Annotated in this window: 17 protein-coding genes and 2 tRNA genes; 7 read left to right on the top strand and 12 right to left on the bottom strand. The window is 71.0% G+C overall.

From position 1 onward, the window contains the following. Positions 1–11: 11 nt before the first annotated feature. From ureE to QZ749_RS23445, 9 genes are all read right to left on the bottom strand, one after another. Positions 12–548 carry an urease accessory protein UreE gene (gene ureE, locus QZ749_RS23485; RefSeq protein WP_296952276.1) on the bottom strand — a complete coding sequence of 179 codons (537 nt, stop codon included), beginning with the start codon at positions 546–548 and terminating at the stop codon, positions 12–14. Between the two features lie 14 nt (positions 549–562). Further along, positions 563–2,263 carry an urease subunit alpha gene (gene ureC / locus QZ749_RS23480; RefSeq protein ID WP_296952273.1) on the bottom strand — a complete coding sequence of 567 codons (1,701 nt, stop codon included), beginning with the start codon at positions 2,261–2,263 and terminating at the stop codon, positions 563–565. Further along, a complete protein-coding gene (locus tag QZ749_RS23475; protein ID WP_296952272.1) occupies positions 2,263–2,595 on the bottom strand; it encodes an urease subunit beta in 333 nt (110 codons plus the stop codon). Before QZ749_RS23475 ends, ureC begins: the two co-directional genes overlap by 1 nt. Beyond that, entirely contained in the window at positions 2,592–3,122 is a 531-nt protein-coding gene (locus QZ749_RS23470) for a GNAT family N-acetyltransferase (protein WP_296952270.1), read from the bottom strand. The genes QZ749_RS23475 and QZ749_RS23470 overlap by 4 nt, the downstream gene beginning before the upstream one ends. A 14-nt stretch (positions 3,123–3,136) precedes the next feature. Continuing rightward, a complete protein-coding gene (locus QZ749_RS23465; protein ID WP_296952268.1) occupies positions 3,137–3,439 on the bottom strand; it encodes an urease subunit gamma in 303 nt (100 codons plus the stop codon). 9 nt (positions 3,440–3,448) lie between these two features. Then, the gene (locus tag QZ749_RS23460) at positions 3,449–4,291 is read right to left on the bottom strand and encodes an urease accessory protein UreD (protein ID WP_296952267.1); all 843 of its coding nucleotides are present in this window, start codon (positions 4,289–4,291) and stop codon (positions 3,449–3,451) included. 608 nt (positions 4,292–4,899) lie between these two features. After that, positions 4,900–5,100, bottom strand: coding sequence for a hypothetical protein (locus QZ749_RS23455; RefSeq protein WP_296952264.1), 201 nt, complete (start codon positions 5,098–5,100; stop codon positions 4,900–4,902). A 31-nt stretch (positions 5,101–5,131) separates the two neighbouring features. Continuing rightward, positions 5,132–6,802 carry a SulP family inorganic anion transporter gene (locus QZ749_RS23450; protein ID WP_296952261.1) on the bottom strand — a complete coding sequence of 557 codons (1,671 nt, stop codon included), beginning with the start codon at positions 6,800–6,802 and terminating at the stop codon, positions 5,132–5,134. Between the two features lie 8 nt (positions 6,803–6,810). Beyond that, positions 6,811–8,274 carry a diguanylate cyclase gene (locus QZ749_RS23445; protein WP_296952257.1) on the bottom strand — a complete coding sequence of 488 codons (1,464 nt, stop codon included), beginning with the start codon at positions 8,272–8,274 and terminating at the stop codon, positions 6,811–6,813. A gap of 142 nt (positions 8,275–8,416) precedes the next feature. On the opposite strand from QZ749_RS23445, the gene QZ749_RS23440 reads away from it, so the two are divergent. The 3 genes from QZ749_RS23440 to QZ749_RS23430 are packed head-to-tail and all read left to right on the top strand — an operon-like array spanning position 8,417 to position 10,765. After that, positions 8,417–9,391 carry an SDR family oxidoreductase gene (locus QZ749_RS23440; RefSeq protein WP_296952253.1) on the top strand — a complete coding sequence of 325 codons (975 nt, stop codon included), beginning with the start codon at positions 8,417–8,419 and terminating at the stop codon, positions 9,389–9,391. 16 nt (positions 9,392–9,407) lie between these two features. Then, complete coding sequence (locus QZ749_RS23435; protein ID WP_296952250.1) at positions 9,408–10,520, top strand: Ku protein; 1,113 nt, start codon at positions 9,408–9,410, stop codon at positions 10,518–10,520. Next, positions 10,520–10,765: a hypothetical protein gene (locus QZ749_RS23430; RefSeq protein ID WP_296952247.1), complete on the top strand. Its 246-nt coding sequence runs from the start codon at positions 10,520–10,522 to the stop codon at positions 10,763–10,765. The genes QZ749_RS23435 and QZ749_RS23430 overlap by 1 nt, the downstream gene beginning before the upstream one ends. Positions 10,766–10,825: 60 nt before the next feature. On the opposite strand, the gene ligD is transcribed toward QZ749_RS23430, so the two are convergent. Further along, positions 10,826–13,513 (bottom strand): DNA ligase D, encoded by a 2,688-nt coding sequence (ligD, locus tag QZ749_RS23425; RefSeq protein WP_296952243.1) that lies wholly within the window; start codon positions 13,511–13,513, stop codon positions 10,826–10,828. A gap of 105 nt (positions 13,514–13,618) precedes the next feature. Beyond that, positions 13,619–15,358, bottom strand: coding sequence for a M28 family metallopeptidase (locus tag QZ749_RS23420; RefSeq protein ID WP_296952240.1), 1,740 nt, complete (start codon positions 15,356–15,358; stop codon positions 13,619–13,621). 178 nt (positions 15,359–15,536) lie between these two features. Between QZ749_RS23420 and QZ749_RS23415 the strand changes: the two genes are divergently transcribed. Next, a complete protein-coding gene (locus tag QZ749_RS23415) occupies positions 15,537–15,890 on the top strand; it encodes a hypothetical protein (protein WP_296952237.1) in 354 nt (117 codons plus the stop codon). A 114-nt stretch (positions 15,891–16,004) separates the two neighbouring features. After that, positions 16,005–16,952, top strand: coding sequence for a D-2-hydroxyacid dehydrogenase (locus QZ749_RS23410; RefSeq protein ID WP_296952235.1), 948 nt, complete (start codon positions 16,005–16,007; stop codon positions 16,950–16,952). A gap of 55 nt (positions 16,953–17,007) precedes the next feature. On the opposite strand, the gene QZ749_RS23405 is transcribed toward QZ749_RS23410, so the two are convergent. Beyond that, positions 17,008–20,925, bottom strand: coding sequence for a two-component regulator propeller domain-containing protein (locus tag QZ749_RS23405; RefSeq protein WP_296952232.1), 3,918 nt, complete (start codon positions 20,923–20,925; stop codon positions 17,008–17,010). Positions 20,926–21,126: 201 nt separating this feature from the next. Between QZ749_RS23405 and QZ749_RS23400 the strand changes: the two genes are divergently transcribed. Beyond that, positions 21,127–21,203, top strand: a tRNA-Arg gene (locus QZ749_RS23400). Positions 21,204–21,340: 137 nt separating this feature from the next. Next, positions 21,341–21,417, top strand: a tRNA-Arg gene (locus QZ749_RS23395). The last annotated feature ends 162 nt before the right edge of the window (positions 21,418–21,579 follow it).

Here is a 21,579-nt window from a genome sequence, read left to right as displayed (position 1 = left end):
TCACGTCGCGCTCACGTCGATTCCGCGCCGGCCGGCGCGATATCGGACGGCCGATGGATCTTCTGGCGCAGCGGCACCGGCGCCAGCAGGCCGCCACCGTGGCCATGGTCGTGGCCGTGGGCATGGCCGCCGGCATAGGCGCCCGCCTCCGGCTCGAACTTGGCCAGTTCCTCGTCGACCTGGGCGCCCAGGCCCTCGACCATCTCCTTCAGCACGGGATCGACGCGGATGCGCAGCCAGCCCGGTCCGACCTGGGTCTGGGTATGGCGGTTGCCGAGGTGGAAGGCGCAGCGCGCCAGCATGGTGGCGTCGCGGCAGCGCACCAGGTAGGTCGGCTCGGGCGCGGCGACGACGCGCACGACGCGGCCGCCTTCGCCGGTGAGCAGGTCGCCGTCGCGCAGCACGGTGCCGCGCACCAGGAACAGCGCGACCTCCTCGCCCGACGCCAGGCGCGCCTTCTGGCGGCAGCGCTCGCGCTGGTCGTAGGGCAGCACCAGCAGGTCGTGGACGGCGGGGGCGCCGGGGATTTTCGTATGCAGGGACAGCATGGCGTTTCGTCTTTCTAGAACAGGAAGTAGCGCTGGGCCAGCGGCAGCACGGTGGCCGCTTCGCACACCAGCAGCTGGCCGTCGGCGCGCACTTCGTAGGTTTCGGGGTCCACTTCCATGTGCGGCGTGGCCCCGTTGTGGATCATGTCGCGCTTGCGCAGGCCGCGCGTGCCGCGCACCGGGATCGTGGTCTTGGCCAGGCCCAGCTCGCGCCCGATGCCGGCGTCGAAGGCGGCCTGCGAGACGAAGGTGAACGAGGTCTTCAGGCCGCCGCCGAAGGCGCCGAACATCGGTCGCCAATGCACCGGCTGCGGCGTCGGGATCGACGCGTTCGGGTCGCCCATCAGGCTCGCGGCGATCGAGCCGCCCTTGAGCACCATCGAGGGCTTGGCGCCGAAGAAGGCCGGGCGCCACAGCACGATGTCGGCGATCCTGCCCGGCTCCAGCGAACCGACGGCATGGGAAATGCCGTGCGCGATGGCCGGGTTGATCGTGTACTTGGCCACGTAGCGCTTGACGCGCGTGTTGTCGTTGCGCGCGCCGTCGCCCGCCAGCGGGCCGCGCTGGGCCTTCATCTTGTGCGCGGTCTGCCAGGTGCGCAGGATCGTCTCGCCGACGCGGCCCATGGCCTGCGAGTCGGACGACATCATCGAGATGGCGCCGATGTCGTGCAGGATGTCCTCGGCGGCGATGGTCTCGCGCCGGATGCGCGACTCGGCGAAGGCCACGTCCTCGGCGATGGCCGGGTCGAGGTGGTGGCAGACCATCAGCATGTCGAGGTGCTCGTCGAGCGTGTTGACGGTGAACGGCCGGGTCGGATTGGTCGACGACGGCAGCACGTTCGACTGGCCGACGGCCGCGATGATGTCCGGCGCATGGCCGCCGCCCGCGCCTTCGGTGTGGAAGGTGTGGATGGTGCGGTCCTTGAAGGCGGCCACTGTGGATTCGAGGAAGCCGGCCTCGTTCAGCGTGTCCGAGTGCAGCGCCACCTGCACGTCCATGCGCTCGGCCACGGACAGGCAGCTGTCGATCGCGGCCGGCGTGCTGCCCCAGTCCTCGTGCAGCTTCAGGCCGACGGCGCCGGCCTCGATCTGTTCTTCCAGCGGGCGCGCCTGGCTGACGTTGCCCTTGCCGAAGAAGCCCAGGTTCATCGGGAAGGCGTCGGCCGCGCGCAGCATCGCCGCGATGTGCCAGGCGCCCGGCGTGCAGGTGGTGGCGGCGGTGCCCACCGCCGGTCCGGTGCCGCCGCCCAGCATGGTGGTGATGCCGGAAGCCAGCGCCTCCTCGATCTGCTGCGGGCAGATGAAATGGATGTGGGTGTCGACGCCGCCGGCGGTGACGATCATCCCCTCGCCCGCGATGATCTCGGTGGCGCCGCCGATGGCCATGGTGACGTTCGGCTGGATGTCCGGGTTGCCGGCCTTGCCGATGCCGGCGATCAGGCCGTCCTTGATGCCGATGTCGGCCTTCACGATGCCCCAGTGGTCGACGATGACGGCGTTCGTGATCACCGTGTCCATCACGCCGGCGCGCGCCAGTTGCGACTGGCCCATGCCGTCGCGGATCACCTTGCCGCCGCCGAACTTCACTTCCTCGCCGTAGGTGGCGTAGTCGCGCTCGATCTCGATGACCAGGCCGGTGTCGGCCAGGCGGATGCGGTCGCCCGTGGTGGGACCGTACATGTCGGCATAGGCCTGCCGCGTGATCGTGGCCATCAGTGTCCTCCCGCGCCGTCGGCGCCGTCCAGCGGGCCGGCGACGCGGCCCTGGAAGCCGTGCACGACGCGCGCGCCGGCCAGCTCGACCAGCTCCACCGTGCGGCGCTGGCCCGGCTCGAAGCGCACCGCGGTGCCGGCCGGGATGTTCAGGCGCATGCCGCGCGTGGGCGCGCGCTCGAACTGCAGCGCATCGTTGGTTTCGAAGAAATGGTAGTGCGAGCCCACCTGCACCGGCCGGTCGCCCGCATTGGCCACGGTGACGACCAGCGTGCGCCGGCCGGCGTTGATGGCGATCTCGCCGTCGTCGAGGAAGTATTCTCCAGGGATCATGCGCTCTCCGGTGCGAACAGGGTCTTGTAGTAGATGGCGGTCGGGTGCCACTTGCCGCCCGGCGTGCAGGCGTAGTCCGGCACCTCGCCCACGCGCGTGTAGCCCAGGTCGCGGTACAGCTGCTCGGCGCCCGAGCCGGCCTCGGTGTCGAGGAACAGCAGGCCGCGGTTCAGCGCGCGCGCCTCGGCCTCGGCCGCGCGCAGCAGCACGCTGCCGAGGCCGCGCCGGCGCACGCGGCTGTGCACGATCATCTTCTGCACCTCGGCGCGGTGGCGCCCGTTGGCCTTCTGGCACAGCGCCAGCTGCACGGTGCCGACGAGCGTGCCCTCGTGGGCCGCGGCCAGCAGCACGTGCGTGCCGTCGGCGACGGCCGCGCGCACGCCGTCCCAGTAGCGCCGCGCCTCGCCGCCGTCGACGCCGGCCAGGAAGCCGAGCGAGGCGCCGTGCGCCACCGCGTCCAGCAGCAGGTCGTCCAGCTGGTCGAGGGCCGCGGCGCAGGCCATGGCATCGAGCTTGCAGATCTTCATGGCATCTCCTCGGCTCAGGGAATCGGGTGGTGGACGGTGACCAGCTTGCTGCCGTCCGGGAAGGTCGCCTCGACCTGGATCTCCGGGATCATCTCCGGCACGCCCTCCATCACGTCGGCGCGCGCCAGCACGGTGGTCCCCTCGCTCATCAACTCGGCCACGCTGCGCCCATCGCGCGCGCCCTCCATGATGGCGGCCGTGATCAGCGCCACGGCTTCCGGGTAGTTCAGCTTCAGGCCGCGCGCGCGGCGGCGCTCGGCCAGCAGGGCGGCGGTGAAGATCAGCAGCTTGTCTTTTTCGCGCGGGGTCAGGTCCATGGTTCTCCTTCAGGTATGCCAGATGCGCGGCACGCAGGCGGGCCGGTCGAGATAGTGCCGGCGCAGCGCCTGCCACACGCGCAGCATGGCCGCGCGCGCCGCCTCGCCGTCGTCGCCCACGTGGCGCGCGACGAACACCGATTTCACCTGGCTCAGCGCCAGCTGCGGATCCTGCGCGCGCATGGCGGCCTGCAGCGCCGGCGGCACCGGCTTGCCGACCGCGAGGAAGGTCGCGCACACCGAGGCGCCGTGCAGGCCGAGCGGGCTGGCGATGGCGGCCGGCGTCAGCGCGCCCTGCTCCCACCACAGCAGGCGTCCGTCCTGGCGGATGCGCGTGCGCTGGCGCACCTGGCCGCGCACGAAGCGCTCCCCGGACGCCTGCCGGCCGAAGCACAGCACCTCGCTGCCGAGATAGACGGCGCCGGCGCCCAGCTCGACCTCGTGCTCGAGTTCGACGCTGGCGTCGTCGTAGACAATGGTTTCCTGCGGCAGCCACTCGATGGCGCCGCCCTCCGCCACGCGCAGGCGCACGTCTTGGCGCGACACGCGGCCGTTGGCGCGGTACCACTTGGCCGCGCCGGGACTGGTCGCGAGCACGCGGCAGCCGGCGCCGGCGTCGAGCGCGATGTCCAGGCGGTCGCCGCCGACCACGCCGCCCGGCGGGTGGACGACGATCACGTGGCAGTGCTGCGGTCCTTCCGGGTACAGCGCCTTCTGCACGCGCAGCGGGCCGCGGTGTTCGCGCCGCAACAGGCGCGTGGTGGCGCCGTCGCGGGCGAAGCCCAGGCGCAGCGTGGCTTGCCAGGCAGGCGCGGGATCGGCGGGAACGGCGGAGTGGTTGCAGTCGGGCATACCTGGGCTTTAGCACGATGCGTGCCACCGTCCTGGCGGCATTCGGGACCGCATCTGCGCGAACGAGGTTGGCGAACGTGCACTACCTTAGGATGGTTGCACCATATTGGTGCAAAACCGGCCGTATGCTCAGCGTTGGCGCCGGAACGTCAGCAGCGCCGGGTACGCACAGGGAGAAGGAGACCGCGCCCGCATCGGGACGCATGTCGCGATCCGGAGCACGAGCGACTGCCGGACACGGCGAAGGGTGACAAGAAGACAGGGGGACGGGGAATTGCCGGCGACGGGCGGATCGCGGTTCGACGACAAACCACACCGAGGGCGTGCCGCCGGTGTGGCGGACGAGTGGTCGGGAGCGGGCCGCGTAAGCCGCCCGGCCGCGCACGTCGCGGATGGGCACGACGCTCGGGAACGCGCAGGGACGGGACGATGCCGCGTCGTGCACGACGCCGCCGTGCGCCGCGCGTCACGCAGCGCCGGCGCGCCCGGACCCCGGCACCAGCCACGCGCCGGGCCGACCCGCGCGCACGATGCGGGTCATGCGGGCAAAAGGGGCCGAGCGGGTCCTACGGGCCATGGTGGCCCGGAGACCCGCGCCGGCAACCGGGTCAACGCCTCCCGCGCTGGTTCCGCACCGGCCGTGCCACGCGTGCCAGGCGCATCTCGCGCTGGCGGTCGGCCTCGGCCTTCCACACGACGAGTTCCAGGGCCAGCGCCATGGCGATACCGGCCGGCAGCGCGGCGGCCACGCCGAACAGCGACAGCACGAGACTTGCAATCAGGATAACGAGGGTACTCGGGCGGGGCATGGTGTCACCTTTCTGTCAAAAGCCGTTGGGTTCATCCTGCCACATCCGGGTTTTGCTTGCAATCATGTGTTGTGCGCGTGAGCGCGTCCCAGGCATTGGCAGTACTGAGAAAGATATGGCCATGGAGCTTTTCTACAAGGCTCGATGCGCGCAATCGGTCCATCACCGGCCCTTTGACCTCTGCAAGGTGCAACTGCACGCCACGCTGGCCCAGGGTCTGGTGCAGGTCGAGCAGGCCGAACAGGGCCGACGTGTCGATGGTGTTCACCGCCGACAACACCAGCACCAGGTGGCGCGCGGCCGGATGCGCGGCCAGCAGGTCTTCGATCCGCGCGTTGACGGCTTCGACGTTGCCGAAGAACAAAGCGGCGTCGACGCGCAGCAGCAGCACGCGCGGATCGGTCTCGACGGCGTGGCGCTCGACGTTGCGGAAGTGCTCGGTGCCGGGGATCCGCCCCAGCAGCGCCATGTGCGGGCGGCTCTCGCGCCAGATCATCGCGCCCAGCGACAGCGCCAGTCCGAGCACGACGCCGCCCTCCACTCCCAGCACCAGCACGCCGCCGGCGGTGGCCAGCAGCGCCAGCGCGTCGGCGCGGTCGTAGGCCCAGGAGGTGCGCAGCGTATGCCATTCCAGCATGCCCAGCACGGCGACGATGATCGTGGCCGACAGCACCGGCAGCGGCAGCAGCGCCAGCCAGCCGGTCGGCAGCACCAGGGCACCCGCCAGCAGCAGCGCCGTGACGACGCCGGCCAGTTGGGTGTTGGCGCCCGCCGCGAAGTTGACGGCGGAGCGCGACAGGCTGCCGGTGACGGGGAAGCCGCCGCTCAGCGCGCTGCCGACGTTGGCCGCGCCCAGCGCCGCCAGCTCGCGGTCGGTGTGCAGCTTTTCGGCGCGCTTCAGCGCCAGCGCCTGGGCGCCCGACATCGCCACCAGGAAGCTGACGAAGCCGATCAGGAGGGCCGGCTTGAGGAGCGGCAGCCAGTGCTGGCCCGACTGCGCCAGGTGCAGCTGCGGCAGCCCGGCCGGGACGGCGCCGATGACGTGCACGCCGCGCGCGTCCAGGCGCAGCAGCGCCACCAGCGCCACGCTCGCCAGCACCAGCAGCATCGGCGCCAGGCGCGCCCCGACGTCGGCCGCCGCCGGCGGCGCGCCGGCGCGGCGCAGCAGCGGCGCCAGCCAGCGCCGCGCCAGCAGCAGGAACGCGACCGCGCCCAGGCCGAGGGCCGCGCTGGGGGCGTGCCAGCGCGGCGGCGCGGCGCCCAGCAGCGTGTCCACCTGGCCGAGCGCGATCGTCAGCGACGAGCCGAGCGTGAAACCGTTCATCACGGGACGCGAGAAGAAGTTGGCCAGGAAGCCCACGCGCAGCAGGCCGCAGGCCAGCAGCACCACGCCGGCCAGGATGGCGAGCTGGCCCGCCAGGGTGGCGTACAGGCTGCTGCCCGGCGCGGCCAGCGGCGCCAGCGCCGATGCCGTCATCAGCGAGACGATGGCCATCGGCCCGACCGACTGCGTGGAACTGGTGCCCAGCAGCGCGTACAGCAGCGGCGGCACGATGCTCGCGTACAGCCCCGTCACCGGCGGCAGGCCGGCCACCAGCGCATAGGCCATCCCCTGCGGGATCATCATCATGGCGACGACCACGCCGGCGCCGACGTCGCCGGCCAGGTAGTCCTTCCGGTACGTCCTGAGCCACTCGAGCATGCCGGTCCTTATTGCATCGCCAGTTCGACGCAGTTGCGCCCTGCCCGCTTGGCGCGCGCCACGGCGGCGTCGACGCGCTGGGTCAGCGAGTCGGCGCTCTCCTGCTCGCCCAGCTGGGCCACGCCGATGCTCACCGTGACGTGGTCGCAGCCGGGAATCTCGGCCAGCGCGATCGCCTGGCGCACCTTCTCGGCCATGCGCAGGCCGTCGATGGCGCTGGTGTGCGGGGCGACGATCTGGAACTCCTCGCCGCCCGAGCGCACCAGGATATCGCTGGCGCGCAGCACGCCGCGCGCGCAGTCGGCGACGATGCGCAGGGCGACGTCGCCCACCGGATAGCCATAGGTATCGTTGACGACCTTGAAGCGGTCGATGTCGAAGGACAGCAGCGCCAGCGGCACGCGGTAGCGGCGCGCGCGGCGGATTTCCTTTTCCAGCAGCTCCTCGCCGTGGCGGCGGTTGGCCACGCCGGTCAGCGCGTCGGTGCTCGAGATGACGGTCAGGCGCGCCAGCAGCGCCTCGTTCTCCTGGGCCGTCTCGGTCATGCGCAGGCCCAGCGCCGCCAGGGCCGCCACGTCGCGCAGGGTGTCCAGTTCGTCGCGCGAGAATTCGCGGCGCACGTCGAACAGCAGCGACAGCGCGCCGCGCGCGGGGCCGGGACCGTCGGCCGGGACCGGCAGGCCGAGCGCCATCTCGACGCCGTGCGCGCGCAGGCCGGCGGCCAGCGCCGGTTCGCCCGCCTGCTCGGGCGGGTCGAGCAGGACGGTGGCGCCGCTGGCGGCCGCCAGCAGGCCCGGGAAGGCGTGGCGCAGTGGCGCCTGCAGCAGGCGGTCGGTCCGCTGCAGCAGCGCGCCGAGCAGCAGGCCGCGCGGCCCCTGCTGGGCCTCGACCTGCAGGTCGCCGTCGGGCTGGCGGCGCAGCACGGCCGCGTGCAGCACGCCCGGCCAGGCGCACAGCACCTGGCACAGGTCCTCGACCAGCCGCGCGCTGTCCTCGGCCCCGGCCAGCGCCGCCTGGGCGCCGGCGCGCAGCGCCAGCAGGCCGCGCAGGCCGTCGGCGTCGCTGGCGGGCGCGCAGCGCGCCGGATCGGCGAGGCGGCGCGCCACGGTCGCGCCCAGTTCCTCGGGCGGCAGCGGCGTCATCGCATAGCCGGCCGGGCCGAAGGCCATCAGCGCCGGCAGCCAGCCGGCGCCGCCGAAGGGGCACAGCAGCAGCGTCGGCGCGCCGGCGCGCGCCCCGACCAGCGCGCCCAGCGCGGCCAGGTCGATGCTCGGTTCGAAGCGTTCCAGGTCGAGCACCAGCAGGTCCGGCTGGCCCTGCGCCAGCAGGCTGGCCGCGGCATCGACGCTGTCGGCCAGGTGCAGCGAGGCGAAGGCCGCGCCGCAGGCGCCGGAAAACTCGGCGCGCCGCTGCGCCAGCGGGCTGAGGTAGATACCGGTCCGGCGGGCGGACGGCTCGGGAGGCTGCGACATCGGGGACTCCTGGAAGACAGTGCGCGTGAGTTTGCCATAAAGCACATGGAGCGGCCAGCGAATGCACGCCTGTGTGTGGAAGCGCACCGTCACGCGGTCCATGCGAGGGGAATACTGGCGGGATCATGCACAGGAGGGAAACATGGCAAACCAGGATGACGTAGCGAACAAGCAGAAGGCGATCCAGAACCGCCAGGACCAGCGCGACGCCAGCATGCAGAAGGGCGATGCGGGCAACGGCGGCGGCGCGGCCCAGACCGGGGTCGACCAGCCGGCCGGCGACTTTCCGGCCCAGCACATCGCCAAGCCGGGCATCGAGGCCCAGCTGGAACTCAAGCCGAAATTCATGGCCGAGGGCTACAAGGGCAGCGGCAAGCTGGCCGGCCAGGTCGCCATCGTCACCGGCGGCGATTCCGGCATCGGGCGCGCGGTCGCGGTGCTGTTCGCGCGCGAAGGCGCCGACGTCGCCATCCTGTACCTGAACGAGCACGAGGACGCCGCCGAGACCCAGCGCTGCATCGAGGCCGAAGGCCAGCGCTGCGTGACCATCGCCGGCGACGTCAAGGACATGGCGTTCTGCCAGCAGGCCGTCGATCAGGTCGTCGCCAAGTGGGGCCGCCTGGACGTGCTGGTGAACAACGCCGCGTTCCAGGAACACGCGGAATCGCTGCTCGACCTCGACGAGGACCGCTTCGACGAGACCATGCGCACGAATATCTACGGCTACTTCCACATGGCCAAGGCCTGCCTGCCCTACCTGAAGCGCGGCGCCGCCATCGTCAACACGGGGTCGGTCACGGGCCTGAAGGGGTCGGGCAAGCTGCTCGACTATTCGACCACCAAGGGCGCGATCCACGCCTTCACGATGTCGCTGGCCGCCAACCTGCTGGACAAGGGCATCCGCGTGAACGCCGTCGCCCCCGGCCCGGTGTGGACGCCGCTGAACCCGGCCGACCAGAGCGCCGACAAGATCGCCAAGTTCGGCCAGGGCACGACCTACGGCCGCCCGGCCCAGCCGGAAGAGCTGTCGCCGGCCTACGTCTACCTGGCTTCGAACGTCTGCTCGGGCTACGTGACGGGCGTCGTGCTGCCGATCACCGGGGTGGTCGGCGAATAAACCGCGAAAGGAGCGCATGATGGCGAGAAGCCTGTGGAAGGGAGCGATCAGTTTCGGGCTGGTCCACATCCCGGTCGAGATGTACCCGGCGACGAGCGACCATGCGCTCGACCTGTCGATGCTCGACCGGCGCGACTTCTCGCCGATCGGGTTCAAGCGCTACAACAAGAACACCGGCAAGGAAGTCGCCTGGGACGACATCGTCAAGGGCTACGAGTACAAGGACGGCGAGTACGTCGTGCTGTCCGACGAGGACCTGCGCCGCGCCAACCCGGAGGCGACGCGCACCATCGACATCCTGGCCTTCGTCGACGCCGGCCAGGTGCCGCTGATCTACTACGACCAGCCCTACTACCTCGCGCCCGGCAAGGGCGGCGAGAAGGTGTACGCGCTGCTGCGCGAGACGCTGCGCGACGTCGGCAAGATCGGCATCGCCAACGTCGTCATCCGCGTCAAGCAGCATCTGGCCGCGTTGATCTGCATCGGCGACGCCATCGTGCTCAACACGATCCGCTATCCCGACGAGATCCGCCCGACCGACGAGCTGTCGATCCCGTCCGACGACGCCAAGGCGGCACGCGTCACGCCCAAGGAACTGCAGATGGCCCGGGCCCTCGTGGAAGGCATGAGCGAGCGCTGGAAGCCCGGCCAGTACCGCGACACCTACCGCGAAGACCTGATGGCGCTGATCAAGAAGAAGATCGCCGCCAACCAGACCAAGACCCTGACCGAGCCCGAACCGGAGGAGGACAAGCCGGCGAAGTCGAACGTCGTGGACCTCGTGGCCCTGCTCCAGGCGAGCCTGGGCAAGAAGCCCGCGCGCGCCGCAGCCGACGACGACGACGACGACGACGACGATCCGCCGCCGCGCCGTGCGCGCAAGCCGTCCGCCGGCGAGGACGACGCGAACGACGACGCAGGCGGCGCCGCGCCGCCGCGCGGTCGCAAGGCGCCGGCACGGTCCGGCGCGCATGCGTCCGCGGCCAAGCCGGCGGCGCAGAAGGCGCCGGCGCGCAAGACCGCCGCAAAGACGGCGGCAACGTCCGCGGCAAAATCCGCAGTAAAATCCGCAGTAAAGACAGCGGCAAAGACCGCAACCAGGACGCCGGCGCGCAGGAAGGCGGCCTGATGGACTGGGACACGCTGATCGACCTGCTGCAGTGGCCGGCGATGCTGGTGACGCTGTGCGCCGCCTTCCTCGTCGGCGCGCGCCATGCCAGGCGGCGCATCGTCGGCTTCTATGCCTTCATCGCCAGCAACGTGCTGTGGATCATCTGGGGCGTGCACGACGAGGCCTGGGCCCTGATCACCCTGCAGGCGGGCCTGTGCGCGATGAACGTGCGCGGGATCATCCGCAACGACGCGGCGTCCTGACGCCGCCCCCGCGCGGGCGCGGGCGGCGCGCGTCCGGCGCCGCCCACGCCAGCTCCATGCTCATTTGCCGGGCTTGAAGCCGAGCGCCTTCATCGCCTTGGTCAGCGTGGTCGCGCTCTTCGCATAGTCCGCCCACGGGGCATTGCCCTCGTGCAGGCGCTCGTGCACCGTCGCGACGGTCCAGTGCGCGCCGGATTCCAGCGCCGGCAGCTCTTCCCAGCGCACCGGCACCGAGATCCCCAGCCCGGGGCGCACGCGCGCCGACCAGGCGGCGACGGTCGTCGCCCCGCGCCCGTTGCGCAGGTAGTCGACGTAGATGCGCCCCACGCGGTTCTTCGCGCCGCTCTTCGCGGCGAAGCGCTCCGGCAGCGTGCGCGCCAGGTGCTCGACGATCGCTCGGCTGAAGTCCTTGACGGTATCCCAGTCCAGCTTCGGCTTGATCGGCACCACGACGTGCAGGCCCTTGCCGCCGCTGGTCTTCAGGAACGGATGCAGGCCCAGCTCGACCAGGAAGGCGCGCAGCAGCGCCGCCGCTTCCTGCACCTGCGGCCAGGCGACGCCTTCGCCCGGGTCGAGGTCGAACACGAAGCGGTCCGGCGTGTCGTAGCGGCGCCCGGTGGCATTCTGGCTGTGGATCTCGACCACGTTCCACTGCGCGGCCGACAGCAGGCCCTCGGCGGTGGCGATCCGGGTCATGCGCGGATGGTCCGGATCGAGCGCCTGGTCCATCTGCGCGACGCCCGGCATCTTGTCCGTCGCGCCCACGTGCTTCTGGAAGAACAGTTCGCCGCCCACGCCCTCGGGCGCGCGCACCAGGGACACGGGACGATCCGCCAGGTGCGCCATCATCAGTTCGCCGACCAGCGCGTAGTAGCGCACCAGGTCCATCTTGGTCACGCCGCTCTCGGCATCCATCACGCGCTCGCCGTGCGTGACCTTGAACGTGGCCGGCAGGTCGCCCGGCAGCCCGGACGCCGGCGCCTTGCCGGCCGCGGGCGCGGCCTGGCTGGCGCGCGCCGGCCTGGCGCCGGCCTCCTCCAGGTGCTGCGCGCGCTCGCGCCGGATGCTCTTCGGCCGCTTGTCCTCGCGCAGGCCCTGGAAGACCGGATGGCGGATCACGCCGGCCGGCGTCCATTCGGAAAAGCTGACCTCGGCCACCAGCTTCGGTTCGACCCAGTGCTTGCCCTTGCCCGGCACCGCGCGCGGCGGGAACGGGCTGGCCTTGGCGCCGATGCCTTCGAGTACCTCGCGCAGGTGGCGCAGCGAGGCGCCGTTGAAGCCGCTGCCGACGTGGCCGGCGTAGCGCAGCAAGCCCGCGTCGTCGTAGTAGCCGAGCAGCAGCGCGCCGATGCCGGTGCGCGATCCCTGCGGGTCGGTGTAGCCGCCGATGACGAACTCCTGGCGCTGGCCGCACTTGAGCTTGATCCAGTCCGGCGACCGGCGCGTCACGTAGCGCGCGTCGCGGCGCTTGCCGATCACGCCTTCCAGGCCGACCTGGCAGGCCGCGACCACGAGCTGGGCCGGATCGGTGCCGAATTCGGCGGAAAAGCGCACGGTGTCGGACTGGCGCTGCGCGAGCAGCTCCTGCAGCAGCGGCCGGCGCGCATCCAGGCGCGCGGCGCGCAGGTCGTAGCCCTTGTAGTAGGGGATGTCGAACACGAAGTAGACGATCTGCGCGGTATTGGAACCGTCGAAGGCCAGTTGCAGCAGGTTGAAGTTCGGCTTGCCGTTCTCGTCGTGCACGACGATCTCGCCGTCGTACCAGCCGTCGGGCAGCTTCATGCGGCGGATCTCGGCCTGCAGCGGCGCCAGCTTGTCGGTCCAGTCGTTGCCGTTGCGCGTGACCAGGCGCACGTCCTTGCCCTCGACCCGCGCCAGCATGCGGTAGCCGTCGAACTTGATCTCGTAGATCCAGTCGTCCGGATCGGGCGGCGGGCCGTCGACCAGCGTGGCCAGCTGCGGCGTCAGTTTCTCGGGCAGGTCGGCCTTGACGGCGCCGGCGGGCAGCTTCGCGCGGCGCGACGCGGCCGCAGGCGCGGTCGCGGCCGCCGCCTTGGTGCCTGCCGCCTTGGTGGTCGCCTTGGTGGTCGCCTTGGTGGTCGCCGCCTTGGCGGCGGCGCGCTTCGCCGGCGCGCGCCCCGTCTTCAATCCCGCGCCCCTGGCGCCGGCCGCGTCCTTCTCCCCCGGCCCGGCGGGCATGGGCAGGTCCTTGACGCTGTCCGGGAAGGCGTCGACGACGGAGAATTCCGCGGCCGGGCGCGCGTACTCGTCGTTTTCCTTGATCAGCAGCCAGGGTTCCTGCTTGTCCCCCGGCTTGCCGCGCATGCGCACCAGCACCCAGCGGCCGTGCATCTTGTGGCCGTGGATCTCGAACTTGACCTCGCCCTTGGCGAAGCCGGCGCGCGGATCGCCGATGGGCGCCCAGGTGCCCTTGTCCCAGATGATCACCTCGCCGGCGCCGTACTGGTGCGGCGGGATCGTGCCTTCGAAGTCGGAATAGGAAATCGGGTGGTCTTCCACGTGGATCGCCATGCGGCGGTCGTGGGTGTCGTAGCTGGGCCCCTTGGGCACGGCCCAGCTCTTCATCGTGCCGTCCAGTTCCAGGCGGAAATCGTAGTGCAGCCTGGTGGCCCAGTGCTTCTGGATCACGAAGGTCAGCGCGTCCTTGCCGGCCTCGCCACCCTCTTCCGGCTCCGACGTGATGGAAAAATTGCGCTTGGCTTTGTACAGCTTGAGTGCGTCGGGCATGGCATCACCTCTACGTCCACGAGATGGCCAGTGTAGGCAAAAAGGCGTGGACGGGACTGTACGCCAGCTAACGCCAGGCCGATGGCCGGGCGCCGCCGGCCCGGCCTACTTGCGCTCGGCCGCGCTGCGGTCGCGCGCCGCGCGGAATTCCGAGTCGGACGCCCAGTTCGGCCAGGCGGTGCCGTCGGCCAGGTCGCGGCCCAGCGCATACAGCATGCCGAGGTCGCGCGCCATGCCGGTGAACGGCCAGTCGGCGCGCCACTCGTCCGACGGCTGGTGGTAGCTGTCGGTCACGTAGCGTTCCTCGGCCGCCTTGCCGGCCGCGACGCCGCCCTGCTCCCAGTCCTCGCCGGAGCCGAACGAGATCGCCGGCACGCCGCGCTTGGCGAACGGGAAGTGGTCGGAGCGGAAGAAGTGGCCGGCTTCCGGTTTCGGGTCCGGCGAAAAGCGGATACCGCGCTGCTTCGCCCCGGCGACCAGCCGGTCCAGCAGGTCCAGCTTCGCGCTGCCGGAAATGGTGAAGTCGCGTGCCGGGCCGTAGGGGCTGAGCGCGTCCATATTGATCACGCCGACCGTCTGCGCCAGCGGATACACGGGGTTCGTCGCGTAGTATTCGGAACCCAGCAGGCCCTTTTCTTCCGCCGTCACGGCCAGGAACACGACGCTGCGCTGCGGCGCCGGCGCCTTGCCGTAGGCGCGCGCCAGTTCCAGCAGCGCGGCGATGCCGGTGCCGTTGTCGACGGCGCCGTTGTAGATCCTGTCGCCCTTCGCGTCCGGCAGGCCGATGCCCAGGTGGTCCCAGTGGCCGCTGTAGACGACGTACTGGCCGGGGTGCTTGCTGCCCGGACGCAGCGCGACCACGTTCTTCGACGTGATCACCTGCGCGTCCACCGCGTAGCGCGCCGACAGCGTGACGCCCCGCAGTTCGACCGGCCGGAACGCGCGGCCCTGCGCTTCCCGCTTGAGCTTGTCGAAGTCGAGGCCGGCGCGCCGGAACAGGTCCTGCGCGACGTCGCGCTGGATCCAGGCTTCCACCGGCGCGTGCGCCTCGAGCGGGTGCTTGCGCACCACGTCGTACATCACGTTGGTGTTGGAATTCTTGACGGTCGCCCAGCCATAGGATGCCGGCGCGGTCTCGTGCACGATGATCGTGCCGAGCGCGCCGCGGCGGGCCATTTCCTCGAACTTGTAGGTCCAGCGGCCATAGTAGGTCATGGCCTTGCCGCCGAAGTCGCCCGCTCCCGTCTCGAAGTCGGGATCGTTGATCAGCACCACGGCCAGCTTGCCCTTCAGGTCGACGCCCTTGAAGTCGTCCCACTTGCGCTCCGGCGCGGTGACGCCGTAGCCGACGAAGACCAGCGGCGCATCCTTCACGTCGACCGCCCTGGCGCCCGTCATCGCGGCGCGGAACGCGACCTGCTCGCCCTGCGCCAGCGTCAATCCGCCGCCGGCGCCGCCGATAAACGCCGCGACCGGGCCCTGGATCTCGAAGCGGCCCAGCGGCACGTCCTGGGTCCAGCCGCGCTTGCCGTCCACGACGTCGCCGCCCGGCTGCAGGCCGGCCCTGGCGAACTGCTCGACCAGGTAGGCGACGGTCTTCTTCTCGCCGGCGCTGTCCGGCGCGCGGCCTTCGAAGGCGTCGGACGACAGTACCTTGACGTCCTGCGACAGGCGCTTCGGGTCGATGTGGACGGCGTCGTCCGCCTGCGCGCACGGCACGGCGGCGGCGAGGGCGATGGCGGCAAGGCGGAAGGCGATCTTCAAGCGGGACGCTCCGGTATCGTTGGTATGGTCGGCATGGGTCGCCGCGTTGGCGGCGTAGGCCGGCGCGACGGGTGCGCGCATGCCGCACGAGTATCGTCGGCGCGCCTGTCCCTGTCAAACGGCGCGGTTTCGCGCGCAGTTGTAAGCGGATGTAAATGGCTGGCGGCGGACGTCAACCGGCGCTGTAGCGCCCGCGTTTTCCGGTCAGCAGCACGGGGATTGTCCCCACTAGATCAACGACTCCTGAAGGAACCTCGCCATGAGCAAAATCGTCGCTACCCTGATCGCAGGCCTGTTCGCCACCTCGGCATTCGCCGCCCAGTCGACCGCCACCACGCCGTCCACGACGACGCCGGCCACCAAGGCGGAAGTCAAGGCCGACAAGGATGTCGCCAAGGCCCAGGCCAAGGAAGACAAGGCTGCCGCCAAGGCCGATGCGAAAGTCGAGAAGAAGGCCGCCGAAGCGAAGGCGGACGTCGCCGAGGCGAAGGCCGATGCGGCCAAGCACAAGGCCAAGGCCCACAAGAAGACCGAAAAAGCCAAAGCGGAGGCAGCTGCCGACAAGGCCGCCGACCACGCAGACAAGAAAGTCGACACCGCCGCCGCGCACTGATCCCGCGCCGCGGCCGGAGCGGCTCACGCCCCGCCATCCTCGAAAGACAGGGCTCGCCCTGTCTTTTTTTCGCCCGTCTTCTACAATGACGGTCCGCCTCCCACCGGAACCGCCATGCACGACATCGTCTTCCTCGACCGCGACAGCCTGCTCGCCACCCTCCGCACCCCCGCCTTCGCCCACCGCTGGACCGACCATCCGGCCAGCGCGCCGCACGAGGTCGTGCCGCGCCTGCGCGACGCCACCATCGCCGTCGTCAACAAGGTGAAGATCGGGGCCGCCGACATCGCGCAACTGCCGCGCCTGCGCATGATCGCGGTCGCGGCCACCGGCACCGACAACGTCGACCTCGCCGCCTGCCGCGCGCGCGGCATCGTCGTCGCCAACATCCGCGATTATTCGGTGGTGTCGGTGCCCGAGCACTGCTTCGCGCTGATGCTGGCCGTGCGCCGCAACCTGCGCGCCTACGCCGCCGACGTCGAGGCCGGCCGGTGGGAGCGCTCGACGCGCTTCTGCCTGCTCGACCACCCGATCGCCGACCTGGCCGGCAGCCGCCTGGGCATCGTCGGCTACGGCGCGCTGGGCAAGCGGGTGGCCGCGATCGGGCGCGCGTTCGGCATGGAGGTCGCCGCCAGCGCGCGCTCGCCCATCGCCGATCCGGACGTGCTGGCGCTGCCGCTGGACGAGCTGCTGGCGACTTCGGACGTCGTCAGCCTGCACGTGCCGCTGACGCCGCAGACCCGCAACATGATCGGCGCGCGCGAGCTGGCCACGATGAAGCGCAGCAGCATCCTGGTCAACACGGCGCGCGGCGGCCTGGTGGACGAGGCGGCGCTGGCGGCCGCCCTGCGCGACGGCACGATCGCCGGCGCCGGCTTCGACGTCCTGAGCCAGGAACCGCCGCCGCCGGACAACCCGCTGCTGCGCCTGCGGCTGCCGAACTTCGTGCTGACGCCGCACGTGGCCTGGGCCAGCGGCGGGGCGATGCAGACGCTGGCGGACATGCTGGTCGATAACCTGGAGGCGTGGGCGGCGGGAGCGCCGAAGAACGTCGTCGCGTAACCGACGCCGTCACGCCGCCCGGCGTATCCCGACGTTGGCGCACCCACGCGGGCGCTCACGCGGATTCGGTTTCCACCTGGCCCACCACTGGCACGTCGGCCGGCCGCAGCGGCAGGTCGAGGATGAACGCGGTGCCGCGTCCCGGCTCGCTCTCGACGCGGATCGTCCCGCCGAGCAGCGTCGTCACGATCGTGTAGGCGATGTTCAGGCCGAGGCCCGTGCCGCCCTGCCCCATGCGGGTCGTGAAGAACGGGTCGAAGATGCGCCCCAAGTGCTCGGGGGCGATGCCGCGGCCGTCGTCGCGGAACACGATGCGCACCCGCTCGCCGTCGAGCGGCGCGGCGCTCAGCACCATGTGGCCGCCGGGCGCGTCGAAGGCGTGCAGCAGCGCGTTGTTGATGAAGTTGATCACCACCTGGCCGAACGGCCCCGGGAAGCTGTCCATCTCGATGCCGTGCCCCACCTCCAGCTCCAGCACGTGGCCGGCGCGACGCACCTGGTTCATCATCGTCGCGGCGATTTCCTGGCAGGCCTGGCCCAGGCCGAAGCGGCGGCGCTGGGTGCTGGCCTGGTCGACCGAGACCTGCTTGAAGCTGTTGACCAGGTCGGCCGCCGCCTGCAGGCTGCGCATGATCAGCCCCGTCGCCTCGCGCGCCGCCGCGATCCAGGCTTCCAGGTCCGACTTCTTCAGGTTGCTGGACGCGAAGCGCGCGGCCAGGTCGTCGGTCTTTTCCTGCAGCGTGCTGGCCATCAGCAGGCTGTTGCCGATCGGGGTGTTCAGCTCGTGCGCCACGCCGGCCACCAGCGAGCCGAGCGAGGCCAGCTTTTCGTGCGCGGCCAGCTGGGCCTGGGTTTCCTTCAGCTGGCGGTAGGCGGCGGCATTGTCGAGCGCGACGCCGACGTAGGATGCCAGCGTGCTGAGCATGTCGAGCTGCACGTTCTGGTAGGCGTCCTCGCGCCAGCTCTGGACCGAGATCACGCCCAGCACGCTGGTGCCCACGGCGATCGGGACGAACAGCAGCGAGCCCGGAAGCGGCGCGTGGCCGGCGGCGTCCAGGTCCGCGTCGACGTACAGGCCGGCTTCGCGGCGCAGGTCGCCGATCAGGATCTCCTCGCCGGTCGCCAGGCAATGCTCGCCCAGGCGCCGCACGGCGTCGGGCCAGTCGCGCTCGCCGTCGGCGCGGCTGCCGTCCTCCACCACGTACGGATATTCGAGGCGGCCGCCGGCGCGCGCCAGGCCGATCGCGAACACCCGCGTGTCCATCAGGCGCCGCACCTGGCCGTAGACGTTGGCCATGATCGCCTCGCTGTCCAGGTTGGCCGTCAGCTCGCGTCCGATCTCGGACAGCAGCGCGATGTTGCGGCGCGCCTGTTCCACGGCCTCCTTCTGCGCCTCGGCTTCCTGCTTGCGCCGCTCGGCACGCTCCTTCTGCAGCACCAGCTCGGCGGTGCGCGCGCCGACCTGGCGCTCCAGCTGGGCGGTCTGCTGCACCAGCACGCGCACGCGCACGCGGTACACCAGCGCCGCGCTGCCCAGCACCAGCACGGTCGCCAGCAGGCGGAACCACCAGGTCATCCAGTACGGCGGCGTGATCGTGATCTGCAGGCGGGCCGGCTTCTCGCTCCAGACGCCGTCCTTGTTGGCGGCGCGCACCTCGAACACATAGCTGCCCGGGTCGAGGTTGGTGTAGGTGGCGAAGCGCTTGGACGCGTCGGCGTCGGTCCAGGCGGGATCGAAGCCGAGCAGGCGGTAGGCATAGCGGTTGGCCTGCGGGTCGGCGTAGTGCAGCGCGGCGAATTCCAGCGTGAACACGGCGTCGCGGTGGCCCAGCTCGACCGACCGGGCGTCGCCGCTGCCGCCGATCAGCGGGCGCGGGCGGTTGAACACCCAGAAGTCGGTGATCACGACGATCGGCGCGTACGGATTGTCGCGGATATCGTCGGGATGGAACGAGGTCATGCCGTTGCCGCCCCCGAAATGCAGCTCGCCGTCGGCGCCGCGCGCGGCCGCGCCGACGAAGTAGGCGCCGTCGACCAGCCCGTCCTTGGCGCTGTAGTTCTTGTAGCGGCCCGAGTCCGGATCGACGCGCGTGATGCCGACGATGGTGCTGGCCCAGATGGCGCCCCGGGCGTCGTCGAGGATGGCGCCGATCGGCACCTGCTCGCGCGCCGCCGTCACCGAGAACAGGCGGAACACGATGCGCCCGTCGGCGCCGCGCTCCATCCGGTGCAGGCCGCCGGCCGTGCCGATCCAGATGTCGCCGCGCGCCGACTGGTACAGGTCGTAGATGCGGCTGTGGCGCAGGGTGGACGGGTCGCGCGGGTCGTGGCGGAAGTGGGAGAACGTGCCGGTGCGGCGGTCGAGCCGGTCCAGGCCGTTCTCGGTGCCGACCCAGATGGCGCCGCTGCGGTCCTCCAGCACGCCGTAGAGGTAGTTGTCGCCCAGCGAGCGGTCGTCGGCGGGATCGTGGCGCCACCCGTGCAGCGTGCGTCCGTCCGCCTCCAGCATGAACAGCCCGCCGCGCGTGGAAATCCACAGCGCGCCGTCGCGGCCCGGCTTGAGTTCCTGGACATAGTTGGCCGCCGCGTCGCGGCCCAGCGCGACGCGGGTGAACGGACCGCCGCCTTCGGGGCGCCAGGCCAGGCCGCTGGGCGAGCCGACCCACAGGCGCCCGTGCGCGGTCGCCAGCGCGCTGGCCACGTCGTCCGGCAGGCTGCCCGGGCGGCGCGGATCGTGGCGGATCGTCTCGACGTGGCGGCCGGCCGCATCCAGGCGCAACACGCCGCCGCCTGTGGTGCCGACCCACAGGCCGCCGTCGCCGCCGACGGCGATCGCGCGCATCTTGCGCGCCCCGCTGTCCGCGCTCTGCCCGGCCAGGTTGACGAAGCGCGCGAAGCCGCCGCTGGCCAGGTCGGCCCGGTTGACGCCGCCGAAATTGGTGCCGGCCCACAGCGTGCCGGTGCGGTCGACCCAGATCGCGGTGACCTGGTTGTCGGACAGCGTGTGCCGGTCGAGCGGCTGGTTGACGTAGCCGACGAAGCGGCCGCTGGCCGGATCGCGCCATTTCAGGCCGTCGAATTCGGTGCCGACCCACAGGTTGTTGCCGGCGTCGAGGTACAGGCTGCGGATGCGTGTCTCGCCCAGGCCGTCCATCACGCCGACGACCTCGCGCTGCGGCGGCCCGTCGCCGACGCGCCAGGCCAGCAGCCCGCCGCTGGTGCCGATCCACAGCACGTCGCGCGCGTCGAGCGCCAGCGCGTTGACGTTGTCGCGCTTGCCGTCCCCGCGCGCGCCGGTGCCGACGTGCTCGACGCGCGCGGCGTTCGCCGGCAGGTAGTCGATGCCGGCGCCGGTGCCGATCCACAGGCCGCCGCGCGCATCCAGCGCCAGCGCGTTGACGCGGTCGTCGCGCAGGGTGCCGGCATTGGCGGCGTCGTGGCGCAGCGTGCGGAACTGGCCGGTGTCCGGATCGAGGTGAACGAGGCCGTCGCCAGTGCCGATCCACAGGCCGCCGCGGCCGTCGCCGACGATGGCGTTGACGGCGGCGTTGCGCGCCGTGCCCTCGCTGCGCCGGGTCAGCGGATAGCGGGTGAAGCGCTCGGCGCCGCCGTCGAAGCGCACCAGGCCGCCGCGCGTGCCGAACCACAGCCGGCCCTGCGCGTCCTCGTAGGACGCCTTGACGTAGTTGTCGACCAGGCTGTCCGGATCGTTGGGATCGTTGCGGAAGATGCGGTTGCGGTAGCCGTCGAAACGGTTCAGGCCGGACTGGGTGCCGAACCACATGAAGCCCTCGCGGTCCTGCAGGATGGTGAGCACCGATTCCTGCGACAGGCCTTCCTCGAGGCCGATGTGTTCGAAACGCAGGCCGCGCGGGGCGCCGGCCACCGCCGGCAGGCACAGGCCCAGCGCCAGCACGAGGCTCGACAGGTGGCACAGCGTGAGGCACAGCGTGCGGCACAGCAGGCGGCGCAACGGGTGGCGTGACGGGCGACGCGGCCCGCCAGGCAGCGCAAGCGCGGCGGGGGCGACGGCACGGGGCGGGAGCGGACGGATCATGGTGGCGGTCTACGGGCGCGGCGGAGGACCCGCCCTAATCTACCAGAACGATCGAAAATGTTGAAAGAAATTAAGACTTTATCATTCGGCATCCCGCTGCTATAATGCGTGCATCGGGCGGCTGTAGCTCAGCTGGATAGAGTACTTGGCTACGAACCAAGGGGTCGTGGGTTCGATTCCTGCCAGCCGCACCAATGCATACGAAAGGCCAGATCTCCGGATCTGGCCTTTTTCTTTTGCCCCTGCGCCATGTGCGTCCCGTGCCGGGCAGGATCATCGCGGAAACGGGCTTTGCCGATCGCGCCGGCGCTGCTATAATACCGGCCTCGGGGCGGCTGTAGCTCAGCTGGATAGAGTACTTGGCTACGAACCAAGGGGTCGTGGGTTCGATTCCTGCCAGCCGCACCAACCCATTCGAAAGGCCAGATCCGCGGATCTGGCCTTTTTCTTTTCCGGCCGCGCGCCCACCGGACTGCGACCCGACGCGCTTTGCCATTCCGGGAATGGCTGCTATAATCCGTGCCTCGGGGCGGCTGTAGCTCAGCTGGATAGAGTACTTGGCTACGAACC

The organism is uncultured Massilia sp. (assembly GCF_913773735.1).
In the GTDB taxonomy this organism is placed as follows: domain Bacteria; phylum Pseudomonadota; class Gammaproteobacteria; order Burkholderiales; family Burkholderiaceae_D; genus Telluria.
The sequence above is the reverse complement of the archived record's forward strand: the minus strand, read 5'-3'. Positions and strand labels throughout refer to the sequence as shown.

What these genes read in the sequence shown, in the direction of transcription:
- QZ749_RS23430 (WP_296952247.1), top strand. Translation starts at nt 10,520, where the DNA reads ATGGACTGGGACACGCTGATCGACCTGCTGCAGTGGCCGGCGATGCTG.
- QZ749_RS23475 (WP_296952272.1), bottom strand. Translation starts at nt 2,595, where the DNA reads ATGATCCCTGGAGAATACTTCCTCGACGACGGCGAGATCGCCATCAAC.
- QZ749_RS23460 (WP_296952267.1), bottom strand. Translation starts at nt 4,291, where the DNA reads ATGCCCGACTGCAACCACTCCGCCGTTCCCGCCGATCCCGCGCCTGCC.
- ureE (WP_296952276.1), bottom strand. Translation starts at nt 548, where the DNA reads ATGCTGTCCCTGCATACGAAAATCCCCGGCGCCCCCGCCGTCCACGAC.
- QZ749_RS23445 (WP_296952257.1), bottom strand. Translation starts at nt 8,274, where the DNA reads ATGTCGCAGCCTCCCGAGCCGTCCGCCCGCCGGACCGGTATCTACCTC.
- QZ749_RS23470 (WP_296952270.1), bottom strand. Translation starts at nt 3,122, where the DNA reads ATGAAGATCTGCAAGCTCGATGCCATGGCCTGCGCCGCGGCCCTCGAC.
- QZ749_RS23450 (WP_296952261.1), bottom strand. Translation starts at nt 6,802, where the DNA reads ATGCTCGAGTGGCTCAGGACGTACCGGAAGGACTACCTGGCCGGCGAC.
- QZ749_RS23440 (WP_296952253.1), top strand. Translation starts at nt 8,417, where the DNA reads ATGGCAAACCAGGATGACGTAGCGAACAAGCAGAAGGCGATCCAGAAC.
- ligD (WP_296952243.1), bottom strand. Translation starts at nt 13,513, where the DNA reads ATGCCCGACGCACTCAAGCTGTACAAAGCCAAGCGCAATTTTTCCATC.
- QZ749_RS23420 (WP_296952240.1), bottom strand. Translation starts at nt 15,358, where the DNA reads ATGCGCGCACCCGTCGCGCCGGCCTACGCCGCCAACGCGGCGACCCAT.
- ureC (WP_296952273.1), bottom strand. Translation starts at nt 2,263, where the DNA reads ATGGCCACGATCACGCGGCAGGCCTATGCCGACATGTACGGTCCCACC.
- QZ749_RS23465 (WP_296952268.1), bottom strand. Translation starts at nt 3,439, where the DNA reads ATGGACCTGACCCCGCGCGAAAAAGACAAGCTGCTGATCTTCACCGCC.
- QZ749_RS23435 (WP_296952250.1), top strand. Translation starts at nt 9,408, where the DNA reads ATGATGGCGAGAAGCCTGTGGAAGGGAGCGATCAGTTTCGGGCTGGTC.
- QZ749_RS23415 (WP_296952237.1), top strand. Translation starts at nt 15,537, where the DNA reads ATGAGCAAAATCGTCGCTACCCTGATCGCAGGCCTGTTCGCCACCTCG.
- QZ749_RS23455 (WP_296952264.1), bottom strand. Translation starts at nt 5,100, where the DNA reads ATGCCCCGCCCGAGTACCCTCGTTATCCTGATTGCAAGTCTCGTGCTG.
- QZ749_RS23410 (WP_296952235.1), top strand. Translation starts at nt 16,005, where the DNA reads ATGCACGACATCGTCTTCCTCGACCGCGACAGCCTGCTCGCCACCCTC.